This is a genomic window from Acerihabitans sp. TG2 (assembly GCF_035013185.1).
Lineage (GTDB): Bacteria > Pseudomonadota > Gammaproteobacteria > Enterobacterales > Enterobacteriaceae > Acerihabitans.
Genome location: NZ_JAYGJO010000036.1, coordinates 1 through 15,653 on the forward strand (window position 1 = coordinate 1; position 15,653 = coordinate 15,653).

The following is a 15,653-nucleotide window of genomic DNA, read 5'->3' on the forward strand; positions in this document are numbered from 1 at the left end:
AGCTATAGGGAGTCCCGTCATCTTTCGGGTTGCAGGTGCGTTGGCTGCGTGCATTCACCCGATGAGATATCAGTCGATGGTGCGTAATAATTCATTGATAGCCACTTTTCCGCGCGTTTTTGCATCCACTTTTTTGACGATAATCGCGCAGTAGAGGCTATGACTGCCATCCTTGGAGGGCAGGTTGCCGGAGACTACCACCGATCCCGCTGGCACGCGGCCGTAATGGATCTCGCCGGTTTCTCGGTCGTAGATTTTGGTGCTTTGGCTGATAAACACCCCCATGGAGATCACCGAGCCTTCCTCGACAATCACCCCTTCAACCACTTCGGAGCGTGCGCCGATAAAACAGTTATCTTCAATAATGGTCGGATTGGCCTGCAATGGCTCAAGTACGCCACCGATGCCCACACCGCCGGACAGATGGACGTTCTTGCCAATCTGTGCGCAGGAGCCCACCGTGACCCAGGTATCAACCATGGTGCCTTCGTCAACGTAGGCACCGATATTGACATAAGAGGGCATCAGCACGGTGTTACGGGCGATAAAGGCACCTTTGCGTACGGTGGCCGGAGGGGCCACACGAAAACCCTCACGTTCGAAGCGCGCCTGATCGTAATCGGCGAATTTCATTGGCACCTTATCGAAATAGCGTGTCTCGCCACCTTCTATCAATTGGTTATCGCTAATGCGAAATGACAGCAATACCGCTTTTTTCAGCCATTGATGGGTGACCCATTCACCATTGATTTTTTCTGCAACGCGCAGCGCGCCGCTATCCAATTGGCTAATGATCTGCTGAACGGCGTCCACTGTGACGCGGTCCGCCGTGGCCGGAGTAATGTCCGCGCGCCGCTCGAAGGCATTTTCAATGATCTGTTGTAATTGCTGCATCCTGTCCTGGTCCTGTGTCTTGACTAAAGAAATAAATGTTAGATAAAGGGTATATCATATTTTTTCGTTGGGGTTGAGTGCTGCAATCAATCGCCGCGATAATTCCTGTTGCATCACATCACTCAACGCGCGCCGATCGCTATCGGCCAGGATAAACAAATCCTCCACCCGCTCACCAATGGTGGAAATTCTGGCGCCGTGCAGCGACACGCCCAAATCAACAAACACTTCACTCACCCGCGCCAACAAGCCCGGCTGATCAAGCGCGATAAGTTCAAGGTAGCTGCGGCGATCGGACGGCGCCGGCAGGAACGTGATTTGTGTCGCCACGCTGAAATGCCGCAATTTTGGGGAAGGGCGACGTACGCGTGGAAGCTGGTATTCACCGGGTTGCAGCGTTTGCCGTAACGCCTGACTGATGGCGTGATGCCGATCCGGCGCCAGCGGGCTACCGTCCGGCTCAAGCACCATAAAGGTATCCATGGCCATGCCGTCGCGATTGGTAAAAATTTGCGCGTCATGCACACTCAGGTTACGCCTGTCGAGCTCACCGGTCACGGCGGCAAACAGATAGGGGCGATCGTGGTTCCAGATAAAAATTTCAGTGCCGCCGCGGGTCGCCTGTGGGCTAATCAGCACCAGCGGCTCATCGGCCTTGTGTTGTAGCAAATGGCGGGCATGCCATGCCAGTTGGTTCGGCGAATGGCGAAGGAAATAATCCGCACGACAACGGCTCCAAAGATGGTGTAGCGCCTCCTCGTCGATGTTTTCCATACGCAGTAACGACAGGGCCTGCATCCGATGATGGCGGATACGCGCGCGCATATCCGGCGTATTTTTCATTCCGCGTCGCAGTTGTTTTTCGGTGGCGAAGAACAGCTCGCGCAGCAGACTTTGTTTCCAACTATTCCACAAGGTTTCGTTAGTGGCGCAAATATCGGCCACCGTCAGGCACAGCAGGTAATGCAGGTGACTTTCGGTTTGTACCTCGGCGGCAAATTCCCGCAACACATCAGGGTCCTGAATATCACGCCGTTGGGCGGTCACTGACATCACCAGATGGCAACGCACTAACCAGGCCACCAACTGCGCTTCGCGCGGATGCAAACCGTGCAATTCCGCAAATTCCAGGGCATCCTTGGCACCCAATGTCGAGTGATCGCCACCGCGCCCTTTGGCAATATCATGAAACAGCGCCGCCAGCAGCAGCAAATGCTGGTGCCCCAGGCGCGGGAAAAGCTCCACGCACAGCGGATGCTGTTGACGTTCCCGCTCATCAGCGAAACTTTCCAATTTTAGCAACACCCGGATGGTATGTTCATCTACGGTGTAGGCATGGAATAAATCGAACTGCATTTGTCCGACAATATTGCTCCATTGCGGCATATAGGCCCAGAGCACACTATGGCGGTGCATCGGCAACAGCGCATGCTGCACCGCGCCTGGATGGCGTAATATCGCCATAAATAATTGCCGGGCGTTCGCAATATTGCACAAGGGTTCCGCCAGGTGGCGACGGGCGTAGCGCAGTTGACGCAGCGTGGCGGAATAAATGCCGGTGATGCGTTGGTGGCGAACCATCTGATAGAACATCCGCAGGATGGACTCAGGCTCCCGGACAAACAGCGTTTCATCGCGCAGATCGATAAGCGTGCCGCGCAGTTGAAAATCGTCATCCAGCGGCTGTGGCTTATCATCCGGCCCCAGCGCCAGAATCGCCTCGTCAAACAATTGCAGTAGCATTTGATTGAGTTCACCTACGCGACGGGTCACGCGGAAAAAGTCCTTCATCATCCGTTCAACCGGTAAATTACCCGCACCGTGATAGCACAACAGCTGTGCCACACTTTGCTGACGGTCAAACAACAGACGGTTATCGTAGCGGTTTAACACCAGATGAAGCGCGAAGCGGATACGCCAGAGGAAACTCTGGCATTCCTTAAGCTCATCGCGTTCAGCACGGGTCAGAAAACCGAAACTCACCATCTCATCCATTGTGGTGGCACCAAAATGGCGGTGGGCTACCCATAACAAGGTATGGATATCCCGCAAGCCGCCTGGGCTGCTTTTAATATCCGGCTCCAGATTATAGCTGGTGCCGTGATAGTGCCGGTGGCGCTCCTCTTGCTCCGCCAGCTTGGCCGGGAAGAATTGGCTGGAAGGCCAGAAATCCTCGCTGAAGATGCTTTTTTGTAATTTTAGGAATAAAGCCACATCCCCGCAGATCAGCCGCGACTCAATCAAATTTGTGGCGACGGTTAAGTCCGCCAGTCCTTCCTGTACGCACTGATCCAGGGTGCGCACGCTATGGCCCACCTCGAGTTTCAGATCCCACAACAGCGTCAGCAACTCGCTGACTTGCCGAGCCTGCTCAGTGGTGAGGGCAGCCTGGCTCAGGACCAGGACATCGATATCAGACAACGGGTGCAATTCTGCCCGTCCATAGCCACCCACGGCCACCAGCGCCGTTTCTGGTACCATGCTGAAACCGTACACGCGCCACAGTTGCTGCAACAACTGATCGATATACTGCGTGCGGGCGTCAATTAATGTTTCGGCGGACAACCCGTCATCAAAGGCGTCGGCCAGCCAGCGATTAAACGTGTCCAGGCAATTTTTAAGATCGGCGCGATTAAACGCCTCATCGGGCCAGGTCAACGGCGACGAGGGTTTGGATGCAGGCGTGCTGGTTTGTGGCTGTTCAGCATACTGCAGAATTTTATCCGGCATAGGGTGTCCAGGTTAAAGCCGATAGATCCGTAGGCAGTCCAGCCCCGGACTACCCGCTAGAGAGTGAAAATGATACTGCACTGGACAGTACCGCAGGCCGGCCGTGTCGCGGTTAGGTGTCAGGACGCGTGTTTTATGACCATTGGCAGGGTATCTTCCCCACGTAGGGTCATTATTTCACAACCGTCCTCAGTCACCACAATAGTATGTTCATATTGCGCCGACAAGCTGCGATCCTTGGTTTTGACTGTCCACCCGTCTTTCATGGTGCGAATGCGACAATCGCCAGCATTGACCATCGGTTCAATGGTGAAGGCCATGCCAGGTTGCAGCACTACGCCGCCATCGTCTGCATCATAATGCAGCACCTGCGGTTCTTCATGGAAACCCACGCCGATGCCGTGACCGCAATACTCGCGGACCACGGAAAATCCTTCGGCTTCCACAAAAATCTGGATGGCCTTACCCAGAGTACGCAGGCGGATACCCGGTTTGACCATGTTGATGGCAAGGTACAGGCTTTCTTGAGTAATGCGGCACAAACGCTCACCAAGAATGGTTGGCTTGCCGACGATAAACATTTTGGACGTGTCACCGTGAAAACCCTCTTTAATGACGGTAACGTCGATATTGATAATATCGCCATCCTTAAGAATTTTTTCGTCGGAAGGAATGCCGTGACAGACGACTTCATTGACGGAAATACAAACGGATTTTGGAAAACCATGATATCCGAGGCTGGCGGAAATAGCGTGTTGGTGCACGGTAATATGCTCATGGCACAGGCGATCGAGCTCACCAGTGCTGACGCCCGCAACGACATGAGGCTCGATTATTTCCAGTACTTCGGCGGCAAGTTTGCCAGCAACGCGCATTTTGGCGATATCGTCAGAATTTTTTATTGTGATAGCCATAAAGAGATCCGCAGTCGGCGTGAAAGTCGACACTATTAAGATTAAACTAAAGTAAGCTGATAATGTTATCAGTCCAGCTACCAGACTACCAAATTATCATTTGATGCCGCAGAGGGCATTGAACAAAGAGTGGAGTCCAGGCGCGGATTATGGTATAAAGCGCGCCGACAATCGGCGTAGTGTATTTTGGTCCTATGCGTCGGTGAGATCAACAATACCCCGTAGATTTCGTGTTGTGGCAAGGTGGCAAACGAAAGAATCCCAATATGCTCACTGAGTGATTTGGGTGAACGCGCACAGCCAACGCACCAGTGGTGCGAAAAATGCGGGTAGAAAACTCAATTGTGTATATTACACACACGTATCGGCACATGCGCCGGGGTGCTTTGGCCAGTTTGGCGGGGTCGGTCGTATGGGATACGTGGAGGCATAACCCCAAACTTAAACAAGAGGTTTTATCATGGCTACTGTTTCCATGCGCGACATGCTCAAAGCGGGTGTACATTTCGGTCACCAGACCCGTTACTGGAATCCGAAAATGAAGCCTTTCATCTTCGGTTCGCGTAATAAAGTACATATCATCAACCTTGAGCAAACGGTCCCAATGTTCAATTACGCCCTGGCTGAATTGAACAAGATTGCTTCCCGCAAAGGTAAAATTCTGTTTGTCGGCACCAAGCGTGCGGCAAGTGAAGCCGTAAAGGAATATGCCAATAGCTGCGATCAATTCTTTGTGAATCATCGCTGGCTGGGTGGGATGTTGACCAACTGGAAAACGGTTCGTCAGTCCATCAAGCGTCTAAAGGATCTGGAAATCCAATCCCAGGACGGCACTTTCGAGAAGCTGACGAAAAAAGAGGCGCTGATGCGCACTCGCGAACAGGCCAAGCTGGAAAACAGCCTGGGTGGGATCAAAGACATGGGCGGCCTGCCTGATGCGCTGTTTGTTATCGATGCCGAACATGAACACATCGCCATCAAAGAAGCAAACAACCTGGGCATCCCGGTGTTCTCCATTGTTGATACCAATTCCGATCCGGACGGCGTGGACTTCATTATCCCTGGTAACGACGATGCCATCCGTGCCATCAACTTGTACCTGACCGCCGTTGCCACCGCTGTTCGCGAAGGCCGTTCGCAGGATCTGGTTGAACAGGCCGAAGAAAGCTTTGTTGAAGCTGAATAATAAGGCATGCTCTTTGTTTACCCAATAAATTTCGAGCTGCGGGTAGGCGGCAAGCGAGAGAACCGGATAAGCTCACTGAGTGATTCAGGTGAACACGCTACTGCAGCGCATACGCAGCTTGAAAGATGACGGGTATAGAGCCCTTGTTAACCAAGTTCTACAGATGTTGGTTAGAGGGCCTGTTCTCAGGCCCTCTTTTTTACCTATCCCCCCACATGGGATAACGAGGAAAAGATAATGGCTGATATTACCGCCGCCTTGGTGAAAGAACTGCGTGAACGTACCGGCGCAGGCATGATGGAATGTAAGAAAGCACTGGTTGAAGCTCAGGGCGATATTGAGCTGGCTATTGACAACATGCGTAAATCTGGTCAAGCCAAAGCCGCTAAAAAAGCCGGCCGTGTCGCCGCTGAAGGCGTTATCCTGACGAAAATTGCTCAGGACGGCAAATACGGTGTGATCGTTGAATTGAACTGTGAAACTGACTTCGTGGCCAAAGACGGCGGTTTCAAAGCCTTCGGCGACGAAGTGGTCAGCGCCGCTCTGGCGGAACGCATCACTGATATCGACGTGCTGAAAGCAAAATTTGAAGAACAACGCGCTGCGATGGTTGCCAAAATTGGTGAGCACATCAATATCCGCCGCGTGTCGGGCCTTGAAGGTGACGTGCTGGGTTCCTATCTGCACGGTGCGCGTATTGGTGTTTTGGTTGCGGCAACTGATGCTGACCAAGAACTGGTTAAGCACATTGCCATGCATATCGCGGCCAGCAAGCCAGAATATGTCCATGCCGAGGATGTGCCAGCTGACGTTGTGGCCCGCGAACACCAGATCCAGCTTGATATCGCACTGCAGTCCGGCAAACCGCATGACATCGCTGTAAAAATGGTTGAAGGCCGCATGCGTAAATTTACTGGCGAAATTTCATTGACTGGCCAGCATTTTGTGATGGATCCGAGCAAAACCGTCGGCCAACTGCTCGAAGAGCATAAAGCCAAAATCGGCAACTTTACCCGCTACGAAGTGGGTGAAGGCATCGAAAAAGCTGAAGTTGATTTCGCGGCCGAAGTTGCCGCCATGAGCAAGCAGTCTTAAAATGATTATCCGGAACCGCCGCCAGGCGGTTCATTTTTATGAGCTGAAATAAAGTCAGGGGACTCTTGCCGCATAAACTCTCCGTAACGCGGTACAGAAGTCGGATCCGCCCATCTCGTTATCGCTGCTTAGGAACAGAACTAATGGCAACCAATGCAAAACCCGTATACCAGCGTATCCTGCTCAAATTGAGTGGAGAAGCCCTGCAAGGCGCAGAAGGCTTTGGTATCGACGCCAGCGTCCTCGATCGCATGGCTCAGGAAGTGAAAGAGCTGGTCGAATTGGGCATTCAGGTCGGTGTGGTGATCGGCGGCGGGAATCTGTTCCGCGGTGCCGGCTTGGCTCAGGCGGGGATGAATCGCGTTGTTGGTGACCACATGGGGATGCTGGCGACAGTGATGAACGGATTGGCAATGCGTGATGCACTGCACCGTGCCTATGTCAATACGCGCCTGATGTCCGCCATTCCGTTGAACGGGGTATGTGATAATTACAGTTGGGCCGAGGCTATCAGTCTGTTGCGCAATAATCGGGTGGTGATTTTTGCCGCCGGTACCGGCAACCCTTTCTTTACCACCGACTCTGCCGCATGCCTGCGCGGGATTGAAATTGAGGCCGACGTGGTGCTCAAAGCCACCAAGGTTGACGGTGTGTATTCCGCCGATCCAGTGAAAAATCCTGATGCTACACTTTATGAACAGTTGAGCTACCAGGATGTGCTGGAGCAGGAGCTTAAAGTGATGGATTTGGCCGCGTTCACCTTGGCACGGGATCATAATATCCCTATTCGTGTATTCAACATGAATAAACCCGGCGCGCTGCGTCGCGTGGTGATGGGTGAAAAAGAAGGCACGCTTATTACGAAGTAGTCATTGAACGCTGAATTACAGTATTATGCCGTATGAACGGCAACATCGATTATAGTGAAGGCCAGCCACGGCTGGTTTTGACAAGCACGGGCTTGACGTTAACCAAGCCTGCCAGGATAACCAGCTTTTAAGGGTTCGCAACGTGATTAATGAAATCCGCAAAGATGCAGAGATACGCATGGAAAAATGCGTGGACGCATTCAAAAACCACATCAGCAAAATCCGCACTGGCCGCGCGTCTCCAAGCCTGCTTGATGGTATACAGATAGAGTATTATGGTGCCACGACACCACTGCGCCAGTTGGCAAACGTTGTGGCCGAGGATTCGCGTACGTTGGCGATCACGGTATTTGACCGCTCGCTGAGTCCCGCCGTTGAAAAAGCCATCATGGCCTCCGATCTGGGGTTGAACCCCTCGTCGGCCGGCAGCGTCATCCGTGTTCCACTGCCAGCGTTAACCGAAGAGCGTCGCCGTGACCTGATCAAGGTGGTGCGTGCAGAAGCGGAGCAGGGAAGGGTATCCGTGCGCAACGTGCGTCGTGATGCCAACGATAAAGTAAAGGCCATGTTGAAAGATAAAGAGATCAGTGAAGATGAGGACCGTCGCTCACAGGACGATATCCAAAAGCTGACCGATATTTTTATCAAAAAAGTCGACAGTGCGTTGGCGGATAAAGAAGCAGAGTTAATGGAAATTTAAGCTAGCAGCAGTAGGGTAGACACAAGCCACAACAAAACACTGCCAGCGTGATAATAGCGCCGTAGCAGCCAATCAATGAATTGTTTGGCGTTACGGCGTTTTTTTTTGTTGGTGACAGCGTAGACAAACGGTGCGCTACGTTTCAGACTACCGTACTTCTTACCTTTTTCAATGAGCACTGTCCAGAGTAACCTCATGAGACATTTGACGATTCTCGGTTCTACCGGTTCCATTGGAACCAACACCCTGTCCGTAGTAAAACAAAATCCTGACAAATTCAGGGTGCGTGCATTGGTCGCCGGGCAAAATATCGAGGTGATGACTGAGCAGTGCCTCACCTTCCGTCCTGCTTACGCCTGTATGGCGGATGCGACATCGGCACGGGAGCTTGGCCGCCGTTTGCATGAGGCTGGCGTCGATACCCAGGTGATGTCGGGACAGCAGGCAGCCTGCGAACTGGCGGCCCTGGATGACGTGGATCAGGTCATGGCGGCCATTGTGGGTGCGGCGGGACTGCTGCCGACCCTGGCTGCTATCCGTGCCGGTAAATCGGTGCTGCTGGCCAATAAGGAAGCGCTAGTGACCTGTGGGCGGCTATTCATGAATGAGGTGCGAGAGAGTAAAGCGCAGCTTTTACCGGTCGACAGTGAACATAATGCGATTTTTCAGAGTTTACCCGAAACACTTCAACATCAATTAGGGTACGCTTCACTGCAAGAACATGGCGTATCGAGTATTGTTCTAACCGGTTCCGGTGGTCCATTTCGCCAAACGTGTCTAACGGAGCTGGCCGCCATGACGCCCGATCAGGCCTGCGCTCATCCAAACTGGTCAATGGGCCGCAAGATTTCCGTGGACTCGGCAACCATGATGAATAAAGGGCTGGAGTATATCGAGGCGCGCTGGTTGTTTAATGCGTCAGCGGCACAAATGGAAGTGATACTGCATCCGCAATCGGTCATTCACTCGATGGTGCGTTATTGCGATGGTAGCGTGCTTGCGCAGCTTGGCTCGCCGGATATGCGTACGCCTATTGCCCATGCGATGGCGTATCCAGATCGCGTAACCTCCGGCGTCGCGACGCTTGATTTTTATCGTATCGGCGCGCTGACCTTCGAACGGCCTGACGAAGAGCGTTACCCCTGCCTGCGCCTGGCTATGGATGCTTTTGAGCAGGGGCAGGCGGCGACCACCACGCTGAACGCGGCCAATGAAGTGGCGGTAGCGGCTTTTTTACAGGGCAAAATACGGTTTACTGATATTGCCTCCCTGAACCGCAGAACACTAGAACGCATGGTATTGACCGAACCCCACAGCGTGGATGACGTTGTGGCGGTGGATGGCGAGGCGCGCAGCCTGGCAAGGCGTGAGAGCGCGCATTTTATGCAGTAACTCACATTGGATGCATGCGGTGACCTGATTTGTTCCAATGTGGATGTAATGATATAGTCAGCGCCACTTGTCTCCTGGGACGATGGCGTAGTACAGCAGGAGCGAGCCGTGTTAATTGCGCGGTTTTTTGCAGGTTCGGGGCCTATTGTTCCGGAAAACCGGTTGTATATCCAATAGATTTCGAGTTGCAGGAAGGCGGCAAGCGAGAGAATCCGGAGCTTACGGAGTCATTCGGATGAACGAGTACCGCCCACGCACCTGCAATTTGAAAGAGGGTGGATGTACTCTTATTGAGGAAATACGTAAGCGTTATGTCGTCCGAAAATCAGCAAGAGGCTATGGTTCCGCCATCATCCACCCCCCGGCACGTCGCTATCATCATGGATGGCAATGGCCGCTGGGCAAAAAGCCGAGGAAAACTGCGTATCTTTGGTCATAAGGCAGGCGTAAAGTCGGTCCGTCGCTCGGTGAGTTTTGCCGTCAGCCATCATTTTGATGCGTTGACGCTGTATGCGTTCAGCAGCGAGAATTGGAATCGGCCGATGCAGGAAGTCTCCGCGTTGATGGAGTTGTTCGTCAGGGCACTCGATAGTGAGGTTAAAAGCCTACACAAGCACAATGTTCGCTTGCGTATAATTGGTGATATCAGCCGTTTTAGCCGGCGTTTGCAAGAACGAATTCACCGCTCTGAGGCCCTAACGCAAAATAACGATGGCCTTACGTTAAATATCGCTGCGAATTATGGTGGCCGTTGGGATATTATTCAGGGCGTAAAACAGCTGGCGGAAAAAGTGCGCGAAGGGACGTTGCTCCCTGATCAGATTGATGAGGATGCTTTGTGCCAACATGTTTGCCTACATGAATTAGCGCCGGTTGATCTAGTGATTCGCACCGGTGGAGAACATCGAATCAGTAATTTTTTACTCTGGCAGATAGCCTATGCCGAGCTTTATTTTACCGATGTTCTGTGGCCGGATTTTGACGAACATGTTTTTGAAGGTGCCCTGAATGCATTTGCTCAACGCGAGCGGCGCTTCGGAGGAGCTACGCCTAATGATGCCATTGCGTCCTAGGGGGAACTTTTGCTGAAGTCTCGCTTGATTACTGCTTTTATCTTGATACCTATTGTTATCGTCGCGCTGTTTTTTCTGCCTATGGTCGGATTTGCGCTGGTGACGCTTGCGGTATCTATGCTGGCGGCTTGGGAATGGGGACCGCTGGCCGGTTTGTCGACCCGCAGCCAGCGGATTTGGTTATCGATACTGTGCGGCCTGCTGCTGGCGCTGATGATGCTGAGTATTCCGGCTTACCATCCGTATTCGTCGGCCCCGGTGATAATATACGCACTCAAGGGCTCGCTGGTGTGGTGGGTTGCCGCGCTGGTGCTGGTGCTGCTCTATCCTCGCTCAGCCGTTTTTTGGCGACGTTCGTACCCGCTGCGGCTGATGTTTGGCATATTAACCATCATTCCTTTTTTCTGCGGCATGCTGGCCTTGCGCCAATATCACTATTCGGTCAATTCGTTTACCGGTGCCTGGTGGCTACTCTACGTTATGGTGCTGGTCTGGGGAGCGGATTCCGGTGCGTATTTATTTGGTCGCCTCTTTGGTCGGCATAAGCTGGCACCGAAAGTCTCTCCCGGTAAAACCTGGGAAGGCTTGGTCGGTGGTCTGGTGACCTCAGCGCTAATTTCCTGGTTATTCGGTCGTTACGCCCCGCTTGACGCGCTGCCGTTAGATTTATTGGCGTGTTCGGTGGTTGCTGTGCTGGCTTCGGTGCTGGGCGATTTAACCGAGAGCATGTTTAAGCGCGAGGCTGGGATCAAAGATAGTGGTCATTTAATCCCCGGTCACGGGGGTATCCTTGATCGGATCGATAGCCTGACGGCGGCGGTACCCGTTTTTGCCTGCTTAATGCTACTTATTTTTAGGGCTATTTAATCGAGGAGCCAGGCGCTATTATGTTGCACTTTCTCTGGAGTCTCGCGGCGTTTATCGTTGCGCTGGGTATTTTGATCACCGTGCACGAGTTCGGCCATTTTTGGGTGGCGCGACGCTGTGGTGTCACGGTAGAGCGTTTTTCCATCGGGTTTGGCCGTGCGTTGTGGCGCCATCGGGATAAACGTGGTACCGAGTACGTTATTGCCGCGATCCCGCTTGGTGGTTATGTCAAGATGCTGGACGAGAGGGTGGAAAGCGTCGCGCCCGAACGTCGGCACGAAGCGTTTAACCATAAAAAAATTTGGCAGCGCACCGCCATTATCAGCGCCGGGCCGATGGCGAATTTCGTTTTTGCGGTATTTGCCTATTGGCTGGTGTTTTTAATCGGTGTTCCCAGCTATCGGCCAGTTATTGGTGAAGTTACGCCAAATTCCATCGTTGCGCAGGCGGAAATTTTGCCCGGGATGGAACTTAAGTCGGTTGGCGGTATCGAAACGCCTGATTGGGATTCGGTTCGTATGGAACTGATCGGTAAGATTGGCGACAATCAAACCAGCGTGGGGGTTGCGCCTTTCGGCTCGTCACGCGTCGAAAGGAAAATTCTCGATTTACGCCATTGGTCTTTCGAACCGGATAAGCAGGATCCGATTGCTGCATTAGGGATTCGTCCCCGCGGCCCGCAGATAAAAACGGTGCTGGCAGAAGTACAACCCGCTTCAGCCGCAGCAAAAGCCGGTTTGCAAGCGGGTGACAAGATCGTTAAAGTCGGTGGCCAGCCCATCGACCGCTGGCAGGATTTTGTCATGCAGGTACGGGATAATCCCGGTAAGGTTCTATCGGTTGAGATCGAACGGCAGGGTGTTCTTCTACAAATTGCGTTGACGCCAGACGTGAAGTCGGTGGGTAAAGGCGAAGTGGAAGGTTTTGCGGGTGTGGTACCGCAGGTCATACCTCTGCCCGAGGAATATAAAACGATACGCCAGTACGGCCTGTTCCCCGCCGGGGAGCAGGCAGGCGAAAAAACCTGGCAACTGATGAAGTTAACCGTCGGTATGTTGGGTAAACTGGTAACGGGTGATGTTAAGCTGAACAACCTGAGCGGGCCAATTTCCATTGCCCAAGGCGCAGGGATGTCAGCGGAATATGGGATAGTGTATTACCTGATGTTCCTGGCGCTTATCAGCGTCAACCTGGGTATTATCAATCTGTTCCCGTTACCGGTGTTAGATGGTGGTCACCTGCTCTTCCTGGCGATAGAAAAGCTAAAGGGAGGGCCGGTTTCCGATCGAGTGCAGGATTTCAGTTATCGCATCGGTTCTATTTTACTGGTGTTGTTAATGGGGCTTGCTCTTTTCAATGATTTCTCTCGGCTCTAGCGCTGGGGATTATGTTAGGAAGAACGCATAACCACGATGGCGATGAAAAAGTTGCTCATAGCGTCGCTGCTTCTTAGCAGCGCCACCGTATACGGTGCAGACGGGTTCGTAGTGAAGGACATTCATTTCGAAGGACTGCAACGGGTCGCCGTCGGTGCGGCGTTACTCAGTATGCCTGTTCGTGTTGGAGACACGGCCAGTGATGAAGACATTGGTAATACTATCCGCGCCTTATTTGCTACCGGAAACTTTGAGGATGTCCGGGTGTTGCGTGATGGAAACACATTGCTTGTTCAGGTCAAAGAGCGTCCCACTATTGCCAGTATCACCTTCTCCGGCAACAAGGCGGTGAAGGAGGAGATGCTTAAGCAAAATCTCGAAGCTTCAGGTGTTCGTGTGGGCGAGGCACTGGATCGCACCACGATTGCCAATATCGAGAAAGGGCTCGAGGATTTCTATTACAGCGTGGGTAAATACAGCGCGACGGTGAAAGCCGTGGTAACGCCGCTGCCACGTAATAGGGTCGACTTGAAACTGGTGTTTACCGAAGGCCTTTCGGCCAAGATCCAGCAAATCAACATTGTCGGCAATCATGCCTTTAGTTCCGATGAATTGATCTCGCGTTTTCAACTGCGAGATGAGGTGCCATGGTGGAATGTCGTCGGCGATCGTAAATACGAGAAGCAAAAACTGGCGGGCGATCTTGAAACCCTACGCAGCTTCTATCTCGATCGTGGCTACGCCCGTTTTAATATAGAGTCGACCCAGGTCAGTCTGACGCCGGATAAGAAGGGTATTTATATCACCCTGAATATTACCGAAGGCGCCCAATACACACTGTCCGGTACGGTAGTCAGTGGTAACCTGGCAGGCCATTCCGCGGAAATTGATACTCTAGCCCGTGTAAAACCGGGTGAGCTCTACAGCGGTGCCAAAGTTACTAAGATGGAAAACGATATTAAGCAGTTGTTGGGGCGTTATGGTTACGCTTACCCGCGTGTGGTTACACAACCGGAAATCAACGATGCCGATAAAACGGTAAAACTGCATATTAACGTCGATTCTGGCAACCGCTATTACGTCAGGCATATCAAGTTTGAAGGCAACGACATCACTAAAGATGTGGTGCTTCGACGCGAGATGCGCCAGATGGAAGGGGCGTGGTTGGGCAGCAACCTGGTTGACCAGGGCAAAGATCGGTTGAACCGGTTGGGTTATTTCGAAACCGTTGACGTGGATACACAGCGTGTGCCCGGTACTGACGATATGGTGGATGTCACCTACAAGGTCAAGGAACGCAACACCGGCAGTATCAACTTCGGCGTAGGTTTCGGTACCTCAAGTGGTGTCAGCTTCCAGTTTGGGATCCAGCAGGACAACTGGCTGGGCACCGGTAATTCGGTCGGCTTTAGCGGCACCAAAAACGATTATCAGACGTACGCTGAACTTTCCTTGACCAACCCCTACTTTACCGTGGATGGAGTGAGTCTGGGCGGGCGTATTTTCTATAACGACTTTGACGCGAATAACGCCAACCTGTCGGATTACACCAACAAGAGCTACGGTTTGGGCACCACGCTGGGCTTCCCGATCAACGAAACCAGTTCGTTGCGCTTTGGCCTGGATTATGTCCGCAACGATTTGTCGAATATGTATCCGCAAATCGCCATGTGGCGTTATCTGGAGTCCACCGGTTATCAACCCAAGGTTGTGGCGGGCGAGAATAAAGATCCAGACGCAAACTTTAGTGCGAATGACTTCTTCCTGACCACTGGCTGGAGCTACAGTAATCTGGATCGCGGTTATTTCCCCACCTCGGGCAGCACCGCCAGTGTGAGTGGTAAAGTCACGGTTCCAGGTTCCGATAACGAATATTATAAACTCACTTTTGATACCACCAGCTACCTGCCGCTGACTGACTCCGGCAGCTTCGTGCTGATGGGCCGTGGGCGTGCCGGTTATGAAGACGGTTTGGGTGGCAAGGACGTGCCGTTCTACGATAACTTCTACGCCGGTGGCTCCAGCACGGTGCGTGGTTTTAGGTCCAATACCATTGGGCCGAAAGCCGCCTACTACAAGTGCGCGGGTTCCGAGAAATCCTATAGCGACTGTCCGCTGGACAACTCCACTGATGCGGTGGGTGGTAACGCCATGGCGTTACTGAGTGCGGAATTGATCGTACCGACGCCGTTTATCAGCGCCAAATACGCCAATTCAGTGCGTTCATCGCTATTTGTGGACAGCGGCACTGTCTGGGATACCTCATGGCAGAATACCGCGCAAACCCGGGCTTATGGCATACCCGACTACGGTAATCCGGGTAATATCCGTATATCGACTGGTTTTGCCTTACAATGGATGTCACCACTGGGGCCATTGGTCTTCTCTTATGCACAGCCGGTTAAGAAATATGAAGGTGATAAGGCTGAGCAGTTCCAGTTTAATATTGGTAAAACGTGGTAACATTGCGCGGAGTTGTAGCGCGGGCAGCAGGTTAGACAGTGAGCGGGGCTAAAAAAGATGAACCCAGGCTATACCACGGGTTCATTACCCCTTT

General features: G+C 52.6%; 12 protein-coding genes. 9 read left to right on the forward strand and 3 right to left on the reverse strand.

All coding sequences use genetic code 11. From position 1 onward, the window contains the following. Positions 1-69: 69 nt before the first annotated feature. From dapD to map, 3 genes are all read right to left on the reverse strand, one after another. Positions 70-894 (reverse strand): 2,3,4,5-tetrahydropyridine-2,6-dicarboxylate N-succinyltransferase, encoded by an 825-nt coding sequence (gene dapD / locus SJI19_RS21955; protein WP_323480399.1) that lies wholly within the window; start codon positions 892-894, stop codon positions 70-72. Positions 895-948: 54 nt separating this feature from the next. Beyond that, a complete protein-coding gene (gene glnD, locus SJI19_RS21960) occupies positions 949-3,624 on the reverse strand; it encodes a bifunctional uridylyltransferase/uridylyl-removing protein GlnD (RefSeq protein WP_323480400.1) in 2,676 nt (891 codons plus the stop codon). Between the two features lie 119 nt (positions 3,625-3,743). Beyond that, positions 3,744-4,538 (reverse strand): type I methionyl aminopeptidase, encoded by a 795-nt coding sequence (gene map / locus SJI19_RS21965; protein WP_323480401.1) that lies wholly within the window; start codon positions 4,536-4,538, stop codon positions 3,744-3,746. 460 nt (positions 4,539-4,998) lie between these two features. Here map and rpsB point away from each other — a divergent pair, with 460 nt between their 5' ends. The 9 genes from rpsB (at position 4,999) to bamA (ending at position 15,559) form a co-directional block, all read left to right on the forward strand. Then, complete coding sequence (rpsB, locus tag SJI19_RS21970; RefSeq protein WP_323480402.1) at positions 4,999-5,724, forward strand: 30S ribosomal protein S2; 726 nt, start codon at positions 4,999-5,001, stop codon at positions 5,722-5,724. 237 nt (positions 5,725-5,961) lie between these two features. After that, on the forward strand, positions 5,962-6,819 hold the full coding sequence (tsf, locus tag SJI19_RS21975) for a translation elongation factor Ts (RefSeq protein ID WP_323480403.1): 858 nt from the start codon (positions 5,962-5,964) through the stop codon (positions 6,817-6,819). A 143-nt stretch (positions 6,820-6,962) separates the two neighbouring features. Continuing rightward, positions 6,963-7,688, forward strand: a complete 726-nt coding sequence (gene pyrH / locus SJI19_RS21980) for a UMP kinase (protein ID WP_323480404.1) — start codon at positions 6,963-6,965, stop codon at positions 7,686-7,688. A gap of 142 nt (positions 7,689-7,830) precedes the next feature. Further along, complete coding sequence (gene frr / locus SJI19_RS21985; RefSeq protein ID WP_323480405.1) at positions 7,831-8,388, forward strand: ribosome recycling factor; 558 nt, start codon at positions 7,831-7,833, stop codon at positions 8,386-8,388. A 195-nt stretch (positions 8,389-8,583) separates the two neighbouring features. Beyond that, the gene (gene ispC, locus SJI19_RS21990) at positions 8,584-9,780 is read left to right on the forward strand and encodes a 1-deoxy-D-xylulose-5-phosphate reductoisomerase (protein WP_323480406.1); all 1,197 of its coding nucleotides are present in this window, start codon (positions 8,584-8,586) and stop codon (positions 9,778-9,780) included. Positions 9,781-10,091: 311 nt separating this feature from the next. Then, a complete protein-coding gene (gene ispU, locus SJI19_RS21995) occupies positions 10,092-10,853 on the forward strand; it encodes a (2E,6E)-farnesyl-diphosphate-specific ditrans,polycis-undecaprenyl-diphosphate synthase (RefSeq protein WP_323480407.1) in 762 nt (253 codons plus the stop codon). 9 nt (positions 10,854-10,862) lie between these two features. Then, positions 10,863-11,720, forward strand: coding sequence for a phosphatidate cytidylyltransferase (gene cdsA, locus SJI19_RS22000; RefSeq protein ID WP_323480408.1), 858 nt, complete (start codon positions 10,863-10,865; stop codon positions 11,718-11,720). A 20-nt stretch (positions 11,721-11,740) separates the two neighbouring features. Beyond that, a complete protein-coding gene (gene rseP, locus SJI19_RS22005) occupies positions 11,741-13,096 on the forward strand; it encodes a sigma E protease regulator RseP (protein WP_323480409.1) in 1,356 nt (451 codons plus the stop codon). Positions 13,097-13,132: 36 nt separating this feature from the next. Further along, positions 13,133-15,559, forward strand: coding sequence for an outer membrane protein assembly factor BamA (bamA, locus tag SJI19_RS22010; protein ID WP_323480410.1), 2,427 nt, complete (start codon positions 13,133-13,135; stop codon positions 15,557-15,559). The last annotated feature ends 94 nt before the right edge of the window (positions 15,560-15,653 follow it).

Excerpts from the sequence above, each read along its gene's own strand:
- pyrH (WP_323480404.1), top strand. The coding sequence starts at position 6,963 with ATGGCAACCAATGCAAAACCCGTATACCAGCGTATCCTGCTCAAATTG.
- ispU (WP_323480407.1), top strand. The coding sequence starts at position 10,092 with ATGTCGTCCGAAAATCAGCAAGAGGCTATGGTTCCGCCATCATCCACC.
- rseP (WP_323480409.1), top strand. The coding sequence starts at position 11,741 with ATGTTGCACTTTCTCTGGAGTCTCGCGGCGTTTATCGTTGCGCTGGGT.
- glnD (WP_323480400.1), bottom strand. The coding sequence starts at position 3,624 with ATGCCGGATAAAATTCTGCAGTATGCTGAACAGCCACAAACCAGCACG.
- dapD (WP_323480399.1), bottom strand. The coding sequence starts at position 894 with ATGCAGCAATTACAACAGATCATTGAAAATGCCTTCGAGCGGCGCGCG.
- rpsB (WP_323480402.1), top strand. The coding sequence starts at position 4,999 with ATGGCTACTGTTTCCATGCGCGACATGCTCAAAGCGGGTGTACATTTC.
- ispC (WP_323480406.1), top strand. The coding sequence starts at position 8,584 with ATGAGACATTTGACGATTCTCGGTTCTACCGGTTCCATTGGAACCAAC.
- tsf (WP_323480403.1), top strand. The coding sequence starts at position 5,962 with ATGGCTGATATTACCGCCGCCTTGGTGAAAGAACTGCGTGAACGTACC.
- bamA (WP_323480410.1), top strand. The coding sequence starts at position 13,133 with ATGGCGATGAAAAAGTTGCTCATAGCGTCGCTGCTTCTTAGCAGCGCC.
- map (WP_323480401.1), bottom strand. The coding sequence starts at position 4,538 with ATGGCTATCACAATAAAAAATTCTGACGATATCGCCAAAATGCGCGTT.